The sequence below is a fragment of the Streptomyces sp. NBC_00273 genome, assembly GCF_036178145.1.
In the GTDB taxonomy this organism is placed as follows: Bacteria; Actinomycetota; Actinomycetes; order Streptomycetales; family Streptomycetaceae; genus Streptomyces.
The window spans coordinates 9,471,575-9,488,349 of the sequence record NZ_CP108067.1; the positions used below are offsets into that span (position 1 = coordinate 9,471,575).

A 16,775-nucleotide genomic window follows, 5' to 3' on the forward strand; every position below is an offset into this window, starting at 1 on the left:
CCCGGCATGTACGCCGGCATCCCCACGAGAACAGAGCCAAGCAGCGGGTGGCCCCGGTCCATCGGCTGCCTGCTACTCACCAAACTTCCTTGAGTCTGTTGAGAATCGAACAAAGTGGGGTGAGGGGACGCCCTGGTCGATTGCATGACTGCCGACACCCGGCATCCGCCAACACGGTGAGAAGTTCTGGGCGGACCTCCTGGCGCACCGTTCCGCTGCCGAGCCTGACCAGGCGGAGGGTGCGGGGGTCCAGCTGATCCCCGCACCCCGCCCCCCGCACGCTGCGGCTCAGGGGCACACGGGGCCGACCGATTGGCCCCGCAGGTACGCCGTCCGTTCTTCCGGGGTGAAGTCGCGGTTGACGGACTGGCAGATCTTCTTGATGGCTGCGGCGGGCGCGGGGAGCGCGACTTTCCACAGTCGCGCCGTCTTGTCGAAGCTGCCGGAGGCGACGGTGCGGCCGTCGGGGCTGAACGCCAACGACGCCACGCTGTCGGAGTGTCCGAGGAGTGTGGTGCGGGTCTTGGCGGACTCGACGTCCCACAGCCGCACGATGCCGTCTGTGCTTCCGCTCGCGATGGTGCTGCCGTCGGGGCTGAAGGCCACCGCATTGACGTCGCTGGTGTGGCCGATCAGCGTGCGGCGCGTCTTGCCCGTGGCCGCGTCCCACAGCCGCACGGTGCGGTCGAAACTGCCCGTGGCGACGGTGCGTCCGTCCGGGCTGAAGGCCACTGATGTCACCCGGTCGGTATGGCCGGTGAGGGTGGTGCGGGATTCGCTGGTGGCCACGTCCCACACGCGCGCCGTACGGTCGCCGCTTCCGGTGGCGAGAGTGCTTCCGTCGGGGCTGAACGCCAGCGAACCCACGAAGGCGGTGTGCTCACCCATGACCGTCTGGACCTTCCCGGTCTTTACGTTCCACAACGCTGTCACCCCGTCGTCCGCGCCGGTCGCCAGGGTCTCGCCGTCAGGGCTGAACGCCACCGCGTTCACCTTTTCTGCGGGAACGGCGATGGTGCTGCGGACCTTGCCGTTGGCCACGTCCCACAGCTGTACCTCGCTGTCCCAGCGACCGGTGGCGAGGGTTCCTCCGTCGGGAGCGAAAGCCACCGAAAGTACCGCGCCGTGGTGGTTGAGGGTGCTGTGGGGCTTGCCGGACGCCACGTCCCACAACTTGACCGCCCCCAGGGCTTCGCCGGTGGCCAGGAGACTGCTGTGGGGGCGGAAGGCCACTGCCAGCACGGCGCTGGTGCGCCCCGTCAGGATGGTGCGGTCGGCCACATCCCACAATCGCACGCTGTGGTCGAGGCTACCGGAAGCGACGGTGCGTCCGTCGGGGCTGAACGCCACCGATTTCACCTCGTTGGTGTGCCCGAGGAGGGTGGCGCGGACCGCTCCGGTGGCCACGTCCCAGATCTGCACGCTGTGGTCGGCACCTCCGATGACGAGCATGGTTCCGTCAGGGCTGTACGCCATGGAGTTGACATCCCCGTAGAGCGTGGTGCGGGCTTTCAAGGTATCCACGTCCCACAGCCCTACCGACCCGTCGCCGTTCTCGGTGGCGAGGGTGCGGCTGTCGGGGCTGAACAGCACCGAGCCCACGAGGCCTTCCATCTCGGGCAGCGTCCTGAGGGCCGCTCCGCTGTTGACGTCCGAGAGCCGCACGGTCGTGCCGCCGCCGCTGGCGAGGGTGCGACCGTCGGGGCTGAACGCCACCGCGTGCACGATGTCGGTGTGCTCATGCAGGGTGGTGCGGGACTTTCGGGTGGCCACGTCCCACAGCCGTACGGTCGTGTCGTTGCTGCCGGTGGCGAGCGTCTTTCCGTCGGGGCTGAACGCCACGGAATTCACCTGGCTGGTATGCCCGGTCAAGGTGGCGAGGGGCTTGCCGGTGGCCACGTTCCACAGCCGCACCGGCCCTTCGTTGCTGCCGGTGGCGAGGATGCTGCCGTCGGGGCTGAATGCCAGTGAGACCACGGCCAGCGAAACGTGGTCGAATGTGATGCCGGCCTTCCCGGTGGGCGTGTCCCACAGCCGTGCGGTGCCGTCTGTGCTTCCGCTCGCGAGGGTGTGTCCGTCCGGGCTGAACGCCACCGCGTGTACGTCGTGGCCATGGCCCAACAAACGCCGGTGCAGAGGCAGAGCCGCGGCGTTGTTCAGGCTTTCCAGCCCTTCGGGCGTATGGCTCGCGCGGTACGCCTGGATGGCCAGCAGCGAGGCGAGCTCAGGGTTCGAGGTGATGAGGGTGTTGGACTGGGCCGCGAGCTGACGGGACTGGGCTGCCTCGCGTGCGCTGACCGCTGACCGCCACTGCCAGAGGACGCCGACCCCCGCGATGAGAGCGAGTGCGAGCAACGCGGCCAGGATCGTGTTGAGCCGCCGGCTGCGCCGGATGACGGCCCGTTGGCGGTCTCGGCTGGCGGTGAGGAAGGCTGCGATGTCGCCGGGGAGGCGGCGTTTCTGCGACAGTTCGAGACCTTCCGCCAGTGCCGTACCGCCGAGCAGGTCGCCCTGGTCGGCCTTCTCCGCCCAACGGGCCTGCCGTTCCCTCGTGGCGTCGAGCCATTCATGGAATCGGCGGTCCAGCCTCGCCCATTCGCGCAGCGTGCCCCAGTCCCGGATGAGCGCGTCATGGATCAGTTCGGCCACCGGTTCGCCCGGAGGTGCTTCCGCGTTTCGCGGGTCGCGAAGTGTCTGGGTGGTGATGATCCGGTGGCGGGTGAGCGTGGCGATGACACTGTCGACGTCGGTGCCGGGTGTCTCGTCGGGCTCCACCGCCAGCTCGCGCAGTTCACTCAAGGGGACCTGGGCGCGGACAGGCGGGACACGACGGCTGGGGTCGGCGGGGTGCACCAGTGAGGTCAGGATGCGGCGGGCGATGGGCCGTTGATCTGGCGACAGCTCGTCGAGGGCGCTGTCGCACCAGGTGGTCAGGCTGCCGCTGACCGCTCCGATCCGACGGTAGGCCTCGTGGGTGAGGTATCCCTCCTTCCGCTGGCGCCACAGTTGGCTGAGGGTCAGCTCCAGCAGGGGGAGCACGGTCGCGGGTGCCTGTCGGTCGGACGCTTCCTCGGGGGTGACCGCGAGGACGTCGGAGATGATCCGCTCCGGCAGCCCGGGCTGGAACCGAAGGCCCACGTCCACGGCGGGGAGGGTGATGATGTCGTGCAGGTCCCGGTCGCTCAAGGTGCCCGGAACGTTGAGGAGTCCCGGCGTCGCCGCTTCCAGCAGACCGGGGGCGAGAGCGGCCAGCTGGGGATAGAAGTCGTCGCGCATGACCAGGATCACGCTGAGACCGGTGTGCGAGTCGACCGCTTCGACGATCTGGTCCGCGACGGCGCTGGGGTTGCTCCGTCCGCCGTCGACCATCCCGTGGCCATTGGCCGCCCGGGTGAAGAGCTCCTCGAACTGGTCGATGACCAGCAGGATGCGCTGGTGGCCCGGTCCGGCCGCGAGCCGTTGGGAGACGGCCGCACCGATCCCGTCCGCGCGTGCCCCGGGCAGCCCCGCCCGTTCGATCTCCGCTGCCAGATCCTGCCGCGGCCGCACGAGCACGGTCAGCCAGTTGTCACCGCCCGGCACCTCTCCCTCGGCCAGCGCACGCAGTACCCCCGCCTGCATCAGCGACGACTTGCCCGATCCCGACGGCCCGAGCAGCAGCGTCAGACGTTGCTGGCGGGCCAGGTTGGACACGACCTGCCGGACCGCGTCCTTCCGGCCCTGGAACCACCGGGCGTGCTCCTCCTTGAACGGCTCCAGGTCCCGGTACGGGCACACCGCCTGTTCCACCAGGTCTGGCAGCACCTCCCGCAGTACCTGCGTCGGCGTGACGTACGCAATGTTCTGGCCACGTTGGAACCGGTCGGGTGCGGTGATCTCGGTCAGCATGCCGACGACCAGACCGGTCACCTCGTCCAGGACGGGCCCGCCGCTGAAGCCGGTGGTCAGGTCGTTGGCGTCGGTCAGCTGCAGGAGGGCGCTCTGTCCGACCGTGGCCGATAGCACATCGCTGGCGACGCCGGATCCGTAGTGCCCTTCCGACGGGGCCTGCGCGGGGAACCCGTACGAGCGCACCTCGTGCCCCCGGCACCCCTCCGCGGAGCCGAGCGGGAGCGGCTGTGCACCGGCCGGCGTAGCGTCGAGCCGGATGAACGCCACGTCCTCGCGCTCGGCTCCCCGCCACAGCTCGGCCGGCACCTGCCCCTGCACGCGTTCCGCGCCTTCGACGCGCGGGAAGGCCAGCAGGACCGCGCCGCCCGGGCCGCTCCCGGCCGCCTCGACGACGTGCGCACACGTGACCACCACGTTCTCGGCGACCAGGAAGCCGGCCCCGGCCACAGTCCCGTCCGGGGTGAGGATCTGGGCGACTGCCGCCAGTAGATCCGAGGAGGTGCCGCCGCTGGTGTCGTGGCCCTTGCCGGCCATCTGGATCAGCTCCCTGTGGACCGTGCACGTCGGCGGTCGGGGCCGTCGCCGTTCCAGGACACGGTCACCTTCAGGTGGCAGCCCGCCTGGCTCTTGGTGATCACTGCCCCGGCTTCGAACGCGAGGTCGATGCCGAACTCGACGGCGATCTGGTCGGGTCCCGCTTTGCGCAGCTGGTCGAGGGCGGCGCTTGCGACCGCCGTGACCGGCGCCAGCGCGGCTTCCAGCGTCACCGGCAGTTCGCGCACGGAGTCACCGATGCGGCCGGCCTTCACGGGCCCCTCCTGCCGCACGGCGCCCGGTTCCTCGACCAGGACGAAGCCACCGCCGTCCAGCGGAATCCGCGTCACTGGTGTCGCCACGCCTCGCCCGCCTCTCGATCCGATTCGCCACAGGGACGCCACCAGGCTTCACCGCAGGGACCTGCGTCGCACCACGGGCGGTCTGTACGTGTGAGAGCCCCCTCCGCACGTGTTCCGCCGCTCGCCTTGGCAGGTGGGCGGCGAAGAACGACCGTACGAGGCCAGGTGTTCGCACCGTATCGGGGCCGCGAAGACGACCAGGATCAGGCGCTCGCGGCCGCCGAACCCGCCGCCTTCGTCGGCGCCGGCATCACCCTCCCAGCGCACCGCCGCCGTCTGCCCTCTCCGGAACCCTGTGGACCTGTGCGACCGCGACCAGGGAAGCCTTCCACCTGCGGTTCCTCGCTCAGAGCGCGGTGCCGGACGCGCAGATGACGACCGTGGGGGAGGTGGCGCACCTGATCGAGGTCGTCACCGGCTCCGCCGCCATCTTCACCACGGATAACGACGGCGGGTGGACCGTGTGCGAGGGCGGCCCGCTCAAGCTGTGGGAACGGATCGAGCACCTCCTGGACGCCTATGACGCGGCCGGCCGGCCGGCCCGGGCCGGAGACCTTCACCCTGGACGTCTACGACGGCGGACAGCGGTGCTGCCTCCCTCGGAGTCACGCTCGTCGTCGACAGCGACCAGGGCGTTCGCCGCGGCGATCCCGTCGAGATCGCGGCGCAGCGCGGCCGCCCGCGCGAGGTTGTCGGCGCGGTCGGCCGCGAGGCGTTCGCAGGCGGTCGTGAAGGGGGGCGAGTCGTGCGAGTCGTGCCTTCGCCGCGACGGTCCTGCCGGAGGCGGTGGCCTTGCCGCCAGTGGCCTTGGTGCTGCCGGTCCGTTCGACGCTGGCGCGCAGTGCGCGCGGCGAGGGCGGTGCCGCTGCTCATCGCTGCGTGCGGCGGGTGAGGCGGGCGGCGGCGAGGTGGAGGACATTGTCGATGGGGGACCCGGGTGGGCTGTCGAGATGGGCGGCGTGGCTGCGCAGTATCGAGACCAGGTGCCGGCCGACCGACGGGGCTTCGGCGGGCATGCCTCCATCGAGGGCGGCCGCGAGCATGTTGGCGAGCTCGCGGGTGTGGTGGGCGAGGGCGTCGGCGGCGAGCCGGGCGGCCTCGGCGGGGCGGTGGCGCCGGGTGAGCTGCTGGGTGAGGGTGGCGAAGGCTTCCCCGGGCAGGGCGGGGAGGAGCTGCTCGGCGTCGAGCTCGTTGGCGAGGCGGCGCAGCATGGCGGCGGCGGTGGCGCGCGGGAGGTTCGAACGGACGTCGATAGGGCCCTGGTTCGGAAGGGTGACGATCAGGCGATGAGTGTCGAGGGAAGCGAGGGTGACGATGTCGGGTGCGCGGTTCACGGGGGTGGGACTCCTTGGCCGGGGTCGAAGTGGTTCTCACGCACGCGGACACGGCGAGGCGCTGGAACAGCACCGGTGAGCTGTTGTGCGGGGTCCATGGGGCGCGGTCGGAGTGGATGCGGTGCGGGACGCGGCGATTGCGGCGGCTCCGGGGTTGAACCTTGAGTTAGGGGTCGTCGGTCAGGTTGTCGAAGACGGCCGCGAGGGTCTCGCCCCAGACGGACGTCTTCTTAATTTCCTCACATGTGGAAACTAATTTCAACGTATGCTGAAACTCTCACCGAGGGGAAGCCCCTCCTGCAACCGTCACGGAAGGTGATGCGGTGTGACTGGTCGAGGCCCTCGGGGCGAACGCGGAGTGCAGGCGGACAAGATCATTGCCGTCGCCCGCAGATCCTTCGCCACACGCGGCTACGCCGCGACCTCACTCCGGGCCGTCGCGCAAGAGGCCGGTGTCGACCCCGGCTTGGTGAACTACTACTTCCGCACGAAGATCGGGCTGTTGGAAGAGGTGATGCAACCCCCCGAAGCGTTCGGCGCAGCCGTGGCCGCCGCCGCCGAACAGCCCATGGACCGTCGAGGGCACGCCTTCGTGCAGGCCGCCCTGAACCTTTGGGAGGACCCCGTCTCTGCCGAGACCCTGCGCTCGATCATCCTCACCGCCGCACAGGAGCCCGTCGCCCTGCAACGCCTGCGGCAGCTGTTCTCCGAACTCGTACTGGCTGCCGTCTCCCAGAGCCTGCCCGACACCGAACGCAACCTGCGGGCCAGCCTCATCTCCACCCAGATCGTCGGCATGGTCATGAACCGCTACATCTGGCAGCTCGGCGCCATCGCAACCCTCCCCGCCTCCTCCGTCACCGACCTCATCGCCCCCACCATCCAGCACTACCTAGTCGACCCCCTTCCCCCGAGCCTCAGCGACGACAGCCGGAGCCCGGGCTGACCCAACCGCTCCAGCGAATCCCCCCAACCGATCTCCGGCGCACCACAGAGCCGGCCAGGCGCGCGGCGGCCGTTCTGCTCCCGCTCTACCTGCTCCTGATCGTCTTGTTGTCACTCACTGCGGATGGGAAGGAGCCTGCCCGGCGCGGGGCCCCTACTGCGAAAGCTACGGCGCCCAGGCGTACGCTCGACTGTTCGACAACAACCTGAACGGCGCGGGGGGAGCACTACGGTGAACGGGACGACGAACCCGGCCCGGCAGCGCCCTGCCGGTGGCGGGCCCGGGCTGGTGGGCGTGGTCGTGTGCGCCCTCCTCCTCGCCCTGGGCAACCTGGTGACCGGCTACCTTGCGTTCCTGGCGTACGCGGTGGGGCCGGCCGGCTCCTGGGACACCGAGGGCCTCGACCACGCCAAGTACGCGGCGGGCCTGGGGCTGGCCCTGGCTCTGGTGACGGCACTGCTCTCGTGGGTCTTTGTGAAGGCCGAGTGGGTGGGCCGGGGATGGTTCGCCGCTCCGGCGGTACTGGCCGTGGCAGTACTCCTGCGGCTGACCCTGCTCGCGCCCTCGCTCTGACGACACGCGCACGCACCGCCGCATGCGGCGGGCCCGACTTCGGAGTGCCGAAGCAGGCCTGTTCGCTAGGCCGTCTCTTTCGGATCTTGCCGGGCCCGCAACGCCCGGCACCGTACCTGGCCGCGTTGTCGGGGCGCCCGAGTACGTCCAGTACTACGGCCAGCACGACATCACCACCACCGGCGTCCTGATCGGCACCCCGACCTACATGGCCCCCGAACGCTTCGGCGGTACCTTCGACTTCCGCTCCGACCTGTACCCGTGCACATCGACGGCTGAGGCACCGGTGGACCGAGACGACAGAGGTGCGGTTCGTGCGGGGTGACGACCGTCAGATCCAGACGGAGGTTCCGGGCGGTGCGGGCTCGGATACGTGAAGGCGGCCGCCGCCTGGCTCCGCACTCCCGGACGCGCCGAGGGCCAGGCCCGCTTTGACTTCGCCCGGCCGGACGGAGCGGAGGTCGGCTCTGTCCTCGGCATCCGGTTCCATGAGCGGGGGGCTTGTGTGTGCACCTAGATCATGCGGTCGCGCCCGTGCGGGATGAGGACGGCCGCGAGCAGGTGCTGGGGGTATCGGTGCCTCGGCACCGGCCGGCATGTCTGCATTGGCACGGAAGCCTTCGCGCGGCCCATCGAGTGGTTCGTACTCGACGAGTGCGAGATGACCGAGTGCGGCCTGTCCACGCCGGCGGTCGAACGGATCAACCGCTCCAGGAGAACTCACTCGACGTCACCATGGGCTCCGGGGAAGGCCCGGGGACGGCTCGCCGCTGTCGGCGAAGACGCGCGCCCATGGATTCAGGGGCAGGCCGAGGCACGGCGGCACCTGTTCTCACTCCTGGAACGGGCCGTCGACGCGCGCGACCCCGTAGCCACGGGTCGGCTCGTTGTGCGGGTCAACGCGACCGCGACCCATCACCGAACCGACGGCGAGGTCGCCATCACGGCCGCCGCAGACGGGGTCTTGGCCGACTTCGCCCGCCAGCAGCAGGCCGAGGCCGAGGCCCTGCTCGCTGAGCACGAAGACCAGCGGGCCAGGGAGGAAGCCGAACGCGCGCGAAGGCTTCCGAGGACCCTTGAGGGCAAGGGGCCGGCCAGCCGTGGAAAACGGTGCACCGGCTGGTGAAGGACCTCGAGCGTGCGGCGGCCGTGGCCGGTGACCGGCTCGAGGCCGATCAGCGCCTGCAGATCGAGAAGTGGAGGACCCGTCGGAACTCGGCAGGCGGTGCGCTCGGAGTGCTCGTACGAAGCCGGTGCCGGCTCCCCGCGGGCCGGGGCGAAGCGGGAGCTGCCGTGGTTCGAGCAGGTGGAGCGCTGTTCGTGGTTCGCGCAGCCCTGGCCGCAGTCCGGGCCAAGGTGGGCAAGGGCTATCTCGACGGCGACGGCGACGGCGACGGCATCGGCAGCTGCCCCATGACGAATGCCTCCGTCTGATCATCAGCGAACGGAAGCCCCGCACTGAGCCGCCCCCCGCCCCCGCGTCCGCGGCCGCGTTCCATGTGGCGGGTCACGGATGTCGCGAGCCATACCTGCAAGGCCGGGCCCGGGGTGCGCTGCAGCTCGCCGGGCAGCCACCCGCACCCGCCACGGGTCGCCCAGCTCCGGCCCAACAATCAGAACAACTGCCTGAAGGTGTAACCGATTTGGGGGAACCGACCCCCTCCGTGTCGGTGCATGCTGACATGCTTTGGTTTCCCCGTCTGTTCTGCGCAAGGAGAGTCACGTGGTCGCCTCGACGCCGCCCGCAAGCTGGACGGAGCAGGATCGCGAGTACTACCTGCATCAAGTAATGCGGGGTGGCTGGTCGCGGATGCGGCCGTACTCGTTTTTCTTCCTGCTCCTGGCAGTGGGCCTCGCCGAAACCGGTGCCACGCGGGAGGACCTCGAGCGCGGACTCCGCAACAGGGACAATCCCCAAGGCGACTTGGAAGCCCCCTGCTGGGAAGCCCCTGACGACTTCGATGAGGACGAGCAAGCCCGGCATGCGAAGCTCATCGAGCTTGCTGAACTGTACGCCTCGCACTACGGGCGGCCGCCTCTGCGTACCCACGCCGATGTACTGGACCTGCTACTGGTCGCAGGAGTTGTCTACGAAGTCCCCGATGTGGTTGGCGTGCCACGGATCTTTCCCAAGGTTCCGACGCCTGTGCCTGCGGATGTGTTCCCTCTTGACGAAGAGGAGGCCGCTGTTCAGCGACAGATGCTGATCGATAGTGCGTACGAAGGTCCCTCCTGTCGAATCATTGAGCTGTTCGAGCCCGAGGGAGTGCGCCGCAAGGAGATCGTGACCAGCCTGGACCGGCTGGCCCGGCTCATCGAAGGAGACCCTGGGGATGCACGCGAAGCGATTCGTCTCCTGACAGAGGCCGGCGACTTCACCACGACTCTCGACGTCACCAACGTGCCTTCGCACAAGGTCTTCCGCATCCAATGCGACTGGGAGCGGTTCGACAAGGAGCGGATCAGTGTCCACGGTATGACCGAGGACGGAAAACTCGCGGTGACGCTGCCCAGCGACCTGGCCTGACATCAGGGCGGTGGTGGTCCCTGCCCGGCGCTGGCCGCCCCTGGCGGGGGTGCCTCAGGGGGCGGGGGTTTCGTAGACGACGGTTACGCGGCGCGGTGGACCGCCACGGTGTTCGGGCAGTCCTCGGCGATGCCGAGCAGCGCCTGGCGTTCGGCGTCGTCGGCCGCGAGGTTCCAGCGGAGTTTGGTGGCGGTCAACTGCGCCGCGTACTCGCAGTGGTAGCCACCGGCTGGCGGCAGCCACTGCGCCGGCCGGGTCCTTGTCGGCCTTGGACCGGTTCGACTTCGCGGTGACCGCGATCAGCGTCAGCGGGGACGCCTGGTCCTTGGCGTACGCCTCACGCCGGGCCGAGTCCCACTCGAAGCCGCCAGCTGGCGGGGAGCGTCATTCGAGATGAGCGGAACTCCGGAGCCTCGGCGGCGACTGTTGCGGCTCCGTGGCTGCTGCGATTCGGGCGCCGGAATCGGACGCGTCGCCCCTGTCAGTGCTGCCCGGCATAGTGCAGGGCGTGATCAACGATTTGGAGAGCATCGACTGGGCGTCCATGGGGCACGCCTACGGGCAGGCCGATGATGTTCCGCAATGGCTGAACGACATGGCCTCGCCCGACGCCGAGCTCCAGGAGCGGGCATTCAGCAGCTTCTACAGTGCGGCCCATCACCAGGGTGACGTGTACCCGTGCATGATGGCCAGCCTGCCCTTCTTGTTCGCAATGGCCGACGACCCCTGCACTCCTGACCGGGCGTCGGTGGTCGCGCTGATCGCGAGCATCGGCCGTGAAGCCGTCGAACGCGAAGACCCCGGCAGCATCTGCATCGGCCCCGACGGTGAGGAGTCCACCGCCTACGAGGACACTGCGGCACTGATGCGCGGGCGCGGCCAGGCATTCGTCGGCTATGCCCGTGATGCTGACTCCCGGGTGCGGGGGACGGCAATCGAAGGGCTGGGGCTGTTCCTGGATGATGCCGAGCGGGCAGTGGCGGCCCTTGGGGCCCGGCTCGACTCTGAGGGGCGGGACCATGGAGCGACTGCTGGTGGTCCGGACGATGGCCGACCTGGCGCTGCGACTCCCGGCGGCACGGGTACCGGCGAGGGCATGGTTCGACATCCTCGCCGACGGTGTTGAAGTGGATGCCGATCTCCGTCTCGCGGCGATCGTCCAACGGGCCCGCTGCGCTCCCGAGTCCATTGACGACACCACGGTGACCACCGCAATCGGGCTCCTACGCCAGGTCACCCCGATACTCCGGCCCAAGGAGAACGAGCAAGAGGACGAGAGCCGGGGTTTGGGAACGCGGGTCGGGCAGGCGAGGTGAGTGCGGATGTTCCTGAACCGGCCGTGGTTCAGGCCGCGTGCATCGCTCCGTGCCCACGACGATGCTCGGGCAACAGAGTCAGGTCCACCGGGAACTTCACCGCACCGTCCGCACACAGCGCCGCTTCCGCCAGCTCGAACAACTCATCGCACCGTGCGATCAGATACTCGTAGAACTCGCCCCGGAAGCGTGACGCCCCCGCGAACGCGTCCCTCCGGACAACATCAGGCAGCTGACTCACCCTCACGGCCTTCGCCGTGGTCATGTGCACCTTGGTCGGAGCAGATCGTCCTGGTGTGGGCCGACGGCGGCTACGCGGGTCGCCTGGTCAGCTGGGCGAAGCAGCAACAGGGGCTCGCTCTGGAGATCGTCAAGCGCAGCGACGACGCCTCGGGGTTCGTGGTGCTGCCCGGACGCCGGGTGGTGGAACGCGCGCTGAGCTGGCTGATGCGCTCACGGCGCCTGGTGCGCGACTACGAGATGCTGTCCGCCGTGCATGAGTAGATGCTGCTGTGGTCGATGACGATGCTCATGAGCCGCTGGCTGGCCCGGCGGTGAGCGTGAACCGTCCCGGGGTGGGTCCGGGCCTTTACCCGTGAAGGCCCGGACCCACGATCGAGGGCGTCATACAGCACGATCTGGTTCGCGGAACGGTTGAGGATCCACAGCACGCGATGCCCACGTGGTGTCCCGGCTCCCCCCGGACACACACGCGCCGAATTCAGAGGTATCGAGATCCTTGAGGGACTCCAGTACCAGAGTGGCAATCGCAAAGCGAGGGTCGCAGCGATCGGCGGCCTCGGGAACGGCGACGACCGTCATCTGGGCTGACACGCCAGCGAGGACGCCGTTGAGCGAGTCCTCAATCACAATGCATTCGTCGGGTGACGCACCGAGGGCGGCGGCTGCGCGGAGATAGGCGCCCGGGTGGGGCTTGCCGTGTTCGTCGTCTTCGGCCGAAAACACGGCATCGAAAGATCGGTCAAGGCCGGTGCTCGCGAGCGCATGCCGAATCACCGACTCCGGCGAAGATGACACGACGGCCATCGCCCTCGATGCACGCGCGCACGCCGCGACGGCGTGTTCGGCGCCGGGTTTCAGCGCCACTCCCTCCAACCTACGGCACACGGCGGCCACGATCTGCTGCTCGACGTGGTCGGGGTCGGCTTGAATGGTGGCCCGATCGAACCAATAGGCCACCATGTCCCTTTGCCGCAGCCCGCGCGTCGCCGCCTGCATTTCCGTTGTGAGGTGCAGGCCAAGCGGACCGAACACTTCACGCTTTGCCGCGTCCCAGATCGGCTCGGAGTCGATCAAAAGGCCGTCTAGGTCGAATAGGACAATCGGTTGCATCGGTTGCTCTTTCGTTGGCGATCACGCGAGGACGAGACGATTCGCTGCCCCGCCGTGCATGAGCAGATGGTGCCGTGGTCGATGACGATCCTCATGAGCCGCTGGCTGGCCCGGCGGTGAGCGTGAACCGTCCCGGGGTGGGCTCGTCTGCCCAGCCCCGGTCGGCCAGCCGCTTCGTCTTCGATCGAACTCCTTCCACATTAGCCGGAACCGGCTCCAATCCGAGTACGGCAGTGATCTCCTGACAGGACATCACTGGCTTCCCGTCGGATGCTTGTTCGGTGAGCGTGGCGAGGATGCGCTGGTAGTGGGGAGCGAGCGCGTCCATGGAAAGCGCGGGACGTCACACCGGGACGATCGAGCCCGATCGCGCGGCCCTCGGTAGGGGAACCTCGGCGGGCGCGTGCGTCGTGGGCTCCGACCCGGAAGATTCACCGGCTTCCGGGCCAGCTTCGCCTGCCGGTCCGGGCCGCGGCCCGGACAGAACCTCGCCAACGCGCTGCCGGGCGATCAGCTACTCGTGCCAGGCTGTCTCCGCTTCGGCGAGCTCAGCGAGTACCCGGTCCGCCACCTCCCGAAGCTCCTCCACGCGCTCACGCGCAGCCAGCTCCCGCTCCTCCAGGAGACCCACCACCGACGCCATCCCGGCACCTCCACCAACGAGACAACCCAACGGCCCGAGCATGCCTTGCCATGCCGGCATCATGCCTGAACTGCGGAAACCAGCCGTTCAAGTTCGGTACGACAACGGCTTCTAAGGCCTGCGAGCCCGATCTCGTTGAACTTGTGGATCACGTCGCGGACGGTGTCCTCGTCCGCCTGGACCAGTCGTGCGATGACCGGGACCGTGCTGCTGCCGGCCGAGGCCAGCAGCATCATCGCCCGCCGAAACCGCACAGAACTGGTACTGCCCCGCCGGACGACGTGCTGGAGTTTCTGCCCCTCCTGCCCGCTCAGCCCACGGACCCTGACTGGTTGCGCCATCCCGCCTCCCCACGCTGGTTGGAAGCGTCGTCACTTCCAACCAGCACAACGAGCAACCCGGCAAAGGCTCGCGGTCACAGCACTGGGGATCGTCATAGATCAATGGTCACGCGGCTGCCTGCACCAACCCTTTGGAGACGCAGCTTCACGCTCGCCCGTCAAACGTCGACGGTAATGATCAAGATCCAGCCTCACAGGACGAAGCCGGAAGATGAAGAACAAGCTCAGCGGGAGAGGCAGGCCACCATGCGCGCGCAACGAGGGCACCGCCCCGGCTGCCGACGGCATCGGCCTCCAGCCGCCCACCTACGGCCTTCCCTCCCCGGTCCTTCTGGCCCGCGCGGACCGGGGCTTCGCCCGGTTCCTCGGCCGGCACGGCGAGGACCAGACGATCGGGCCTGCGGAGAGGACACCTGCGCGAAGACGCCCAGTAGCGAGGCTCGCCGTGCACACCAGCAGCCACACGGTCCTGCACGACCCCGACGGCCTGATCGAGGCAGAACTCCCGCTCGACCGCGAACCGTACGAGAGCCTCGTCAAAGCCGTCCTCGCCTGGACCAGCGAGGACACGCTCGCCGTACGCGGATACGAGCAGATCTACCTCCAACTCACCGGGCACGCCCGGGCAGTCGCCGCCGACGTCCGGCGCCGCGCGAGCCAGCTGCCGAAGAGCAGCGGTCGGCGGGCGTTCGCCGACGTCGTCCTGCGGGAGGTGGAAGGCTCGCTGTGCGCGACCCTGGAGGGCACCGTGCACTGCGTCCAGAAGCGAGCCCGCCTCGTCCCGCGCCCTCTACGAACGGTTGGACCGGCTGGAGGCCGGGCTCGCCCCGAAGGGGGGTGCACCGGAAGGGGCTGGACAGTTGTCTGGGGGTTGTACTAGGCGGGGGACCGGAGGTACTGCCAGAGGTGTGCCCCCCCGATGCTGGTGATCTTCCGTTTGTGCAGGTCAGACGCCATGGGCGAGCCCCTTTCGGAAAGCGACACCTCTGATTCGTTAGCAATGAGAGGTTCTGGATCTCTGAGGGCCTGGCGGGCGGTGTCCAGCCCCGTGGGGCTCTCGGGTTCGGGATCTTCGATGGATGAGCTGCCGCACGGTGACGCGTTCTTCCTCAAGAGCTTCGAGATCTGGACACGGCGTGCGCCCGTGCGGTCCGGCGGTGCCGCGCACGGCTGATGAGGTGGCGGACCTTGGAGTCCTGGAATCAGTGCGCCGTGCGGCCCCGCGTGCTCGTGTTCGAGAGCGGCGCCGGGGAAGGGGCGGGATCCATGGATGCGTTCTGCGGGATCGACTGGGTGGAGGGACACCACGACATCGCGCTCGTTGACGACACCGGCAAGCTGCTGGCCAAGTGCCGGATCAACGAAGATCTGGACGGCCACCGGCTGCTGCTGGCCGAGCACGGCGACACTGCGGAGACGGGCCGGCCGTGGCGTTGGTGGCAGTGCACAGGCGGCTGGCCACGGTCCGCTGGTGGTGCGGCGGTTCGCTCGCGGAGTGGGGCGTGGCGGGGCGGTCGGCCGACAGGCGGGCGGTGAACCGGGGCCAGGCGATCAGGACGATGGGGTAGATGGCGTAGCCGATGCGGGTGGCCGGGGATAGCGCTATCGCCAGGAGCAGCCCCAGGGCCAGCCTGTCGGCGGCGGCGACGGTACTCCGCGGCGGGCGGACCAGCAGGGACGCCCCCATACCCACCGCGCTCAACGCGATCAGCGCCGTGGTCACTGCCTTGCCGTGAGGAATCAGTAGAACGATCAGGTGCCCGAGCAGGGGACTCTGGGCGGAAGACGCCGTGGGGCCGAGGCCCAGCGGGTAGAGGACGACGTTCTGGTAGAAGGCGTTGATATCGACCAGCACCGCGGGTGTGATGGTGAGCGCGGCCAGCCCGGTGGCCGCTGCCGCGCACCTGAACGCGGCGCGCCTCCCGCCCCGTACCGCGAGTACGGCGACGATCACCGGGATGGCCGGCCAGGCGGTCCACTTCAGAACGGCGGCTACCCCCACGACCAGGCCGGCGCGCCCGGCGTGACCCCGCTGTGTGAAGGCCAGGGCCAGGCAGAGCAGTCCGATGACCGGCGGGTCCACGCCGCCGATGCTCAGGGGCAGCGCGACGACAGGACAGGCGATCAGCCACAGGGCGCCCGTCAGCCCGGCGGTGGCGCCGTGCGCGGTGCGGCTTGGCCCCGTAGCGAGGCCCCCGCCCCCGATCAGCACCCGGACGGCTCCCGCTACGGCCGCGAGGAACCCGACGAGGAACCACACGCGGGCGCTGGCGAACGGGGTGTCACCGAACAGCAGGTGCGGTACCCCGAAGAGCGCCATGCCGGGAAGGTAGGGGTTGAAGTCCCGTACGGCGTGCGGCGCGGGGTTGTATGGAGTTCCGGTGGAGAACAGCAGGTCGGCCGCCCGTTCCACGACGCCGACTTCCATCTGCGCCCTGCCGATCACCGACAGGTACAGCAGCGGTATCACCGCAGCACCGGTGACGGCGACCACGGCGGGAGTGCGGGCCCACGGCGTGGACGACAGCGCCGCGAACAGAGCCGCGCAGGCGTATCCCGCCGCGCCGACCAGGCCCCACACCTTCTGCGAGGTGTGGTCGGGAGACGCCAGCCCCACCACGAGTGCCGACACCGCGCACGCCAGCAGGACCAACCGGTCCCACCGTCGTCCGCCGGCGAAGGGCTTGGCTGCGGAGCGAGACCGTGACCGAGGCTCCTGTTTCCGAGCGGCTTGCGACATCAGGCATCAACCTTTGAAGAAGAGGTGAGGGCATGAGGGCATGACGAAGTGAGGGCGAGGGGGGAAGTGGGAGAGTGCCACCGGTACCGGAGTGCTTCCGGAGGGGTTCGAATCGCGGCTTTGGCAGGCGTGGCAGGGTCCGGCGACAGCGACAGCGACAGTGGACTGCCGGGCGCCGGGCGCCGGGCGCCGGGCGCCGGGAGCCGGGTTCCGGT

General features: G+C 69.2%; 12 protein-coding genes and 4 pseudogenes. 7 read left to right on the forward strand and 9 right to left on the reverse strand.

The annotated features are described in order from the left end of the window. Positions 1-288: 288 nt before the first annotated feature. The 3 genes from OG386_RS42500 to OG386_RS42515 form a co-directional block, all read right to left on the reverse strand. The gene (locus tag OG386_RS42500; protein WP_328792657.1) at positions 289-4,425 is read right to left on the reverse strand and encodes an nSTAND1 domain-containing NTPase; all 4,137 of its coding nucleotides are present in this window, start codon (positions 4,423-4,425) and stop codon (positions 289-291) included. A 5-nt stretch (positions 4,426-4,430) separates the two neighbouring features. Continuing rightward, a complete protein-coding gene (locus tag OG386_RS42505; RefSeq protein WP_328792658.1) occupies positions 4,431-4,787 on the reverse strand; it encodes a CU044_2847 family protein in 357 nt (118 codons plus the stop codon). A gap of 869 nt (positions 4,788-5,656) precedes the next feature. Next, positions 5,657-6,121 (reverse strand): hypothetical protein, encoded by a 465-nt coding sequence (locus OG386_RS42515; RefSeq protein WP_328792659.1) that lies wholly within the window; start codon positions 6,119-6,121, stop codon positions 5,657-5,659. 325 nt (positions 6,122-6,446) lie between these two features. On the opposite strand from OG386_RS42515, the gene OG386_RS42520 reads away from it, so the two are divergent. Both OG386_RS42520 and OG386_RS42525 read left to right on the forward strand, forming a co-directional pair. Beyond that, on the forward strand, positions 6,447-7,067 hold the full coding sequence (locus tag OG386_RS42520; protein ID WP_328792660.1) for a TetR/AcrR family transcriptional regulator: 621 nt from the start codon (positions 6,447-6,449) through the stop codon (positions 7,065-7,067). Positions 7,068-7,298: 231 nt separating this feature from the next. Then, the gene (locus OG386_RS42525) at positions 7,299-7,640 is read left to right on the forward strand and encodes a hypothetical protein (protein ID WP_328792661.1); all 342 of its coding nucleotides are present in this window, start codon (positions 7,299-7,301) and stop codon (positions 7,638-7,640) included. An 832-nt stretch (positions 7,641-8,472) separates the two neighbouring features. On the opposite strand, the gene OG386_RS42530 is transcribed toward OG386_RS42525, so the two are convergent. After that, positions 8,473-8,661 (reverse strand): hypothetical protein, encoded by a 189-nt coding sequence (locus tag OG386_RS42530; RefSeq protein WP_328792662.1) that lies wholly within the window; start codon positions 8,659-8,661, stop codon positions 8,473-8,475. 702 nt (positions 8,662-9,363) lie between these two features. Between OG386_RS42530 and OG386_RS42535 the strand changes: the two genes are divergently transcribed. Further along, positions 9,364-10,167, forward strand: coding sequence for a DUF6042 family protein (locus OG386_RS42535; protein ID WP_328792663.1), 804 nt, complete (start codon positions 9,364-9,366; stop codon positions 10,165-10,167). 508 nt (positions 10,168-10,675) lie between these two features. Next, positions 10,676-11,293: a hypothetical protein gene (locus tag OG386_RS42545; RefSeq protein WP_328792664.1), complete on the forward strand. Its 618-nt coding sequence runs from the start codon at positions 10,676-10,678 to the stop codon at positions 11,291-11,293. Positions 11,294-11,514: 221 nt separating this feature from the next. Here the strand turns inward: OG386_RS42545 and OG386_RS42550 are convergent. Next, positions 11,515-11,748, reverse strand: a pseudogene (locus OG386_RS42550) (NF041680 family putative transposase); the annotation flags it as partial. Positions 11,749-11,777: 29 nt separating this feature from the next. Here OG386_RS42550 and OG386_RS42555 point away from each other — a divergent pair. Beyond that, positions 11,778-11,987 carry a hypothetical protein gene (locus OG386_RS42555; protein ID WP_328792665.1) on the forward strand — a complete coding sequence of 70 codons (210 nt, stop codon included), beginning with the start codon at positions 11,778-11,780 and terminating at the stop codon, positions 11,985-11,987. Positions 11,988-12,107: 120 nt separating this feature from the next. Here the strand turns inward: OG386_RS42555 and OG386_RS42560 are convergent, their stop codons facing one another. From OG386_RS42560 to OG386_RS42570, 3 genes and pseudogenes are all read right to left on the reverse strand, one after another. Continuing rightward, positions 12,108-12,836, reverse strand: coding sequence for an HAD family hydrolase (locus tag OG386_RS42560; RefSeq protein WP_328792666.1), 729 nt, complete (start codon positions 12,834-12,836; stop codon positions 12,108-12,110). 514 nt (positions 12,837-13,350) lie between these two features. Then, on the reverse strand, positions 13,351-13,479 hold the full coding sequence (locus OG386_RS42565; protein WP_328792667.1) for a hypothetical protein: 129 nt from the start codon (positions 13,477-13,479) through the stop codon (positions 13,351-13,353). A gap of 104 nt (positions 13,480-13,583) precedes the next feature. Continuing rightward, positions 13,584-13,820: pseudogene (locus tag OG386_RS42570) on the reverse strand (helix-turn-helix domain-containing protein); the annotation flags it as partial. A gap of 445 nt (positions 13,821-14,265) precedes the next feature. Here OG386_RS42570 and OG386_RS42575 point away from each other — a divergent pair. Together OG386_RS42575 and OG386_RS42580 are read left to right on the forward strand one after the other, a co-directional pair. Beyond that, positions 14,266-14,749: pseudogene (locus OG386_RS42575) on the forward strand (restriction endonuclease). 337 nt (positions 14,750-15,086) lie between these two features. Then, positions 15,087-15,248: pseudogene (locus tag OG386_RS42580) on the forward strand (IS110 family transposase); the annotation flags it as partial. Here OG386_RS42580 and OG386_RS42585 read toward each other — a convergent pair. Next, the gene (locus tag OG386_RS42585; protein ID WP_328792669.1) at positions 15,178-16,473 is read right to left on the reverse strand and encodes a glycosyltransferase 87 family protein; all 1,296 of its coding nucleotides are present in this window, start codon (positions 16,471-16,473) and stop codon (positions 15,178-15,180) included. The pseudogene OG386_RS42580 and the gene OG386_RS42585 overlap by 71 nt on opposite strands. Between the last annotated feature and the right edge of the window lie 302 nt (positions 16,474-16,775).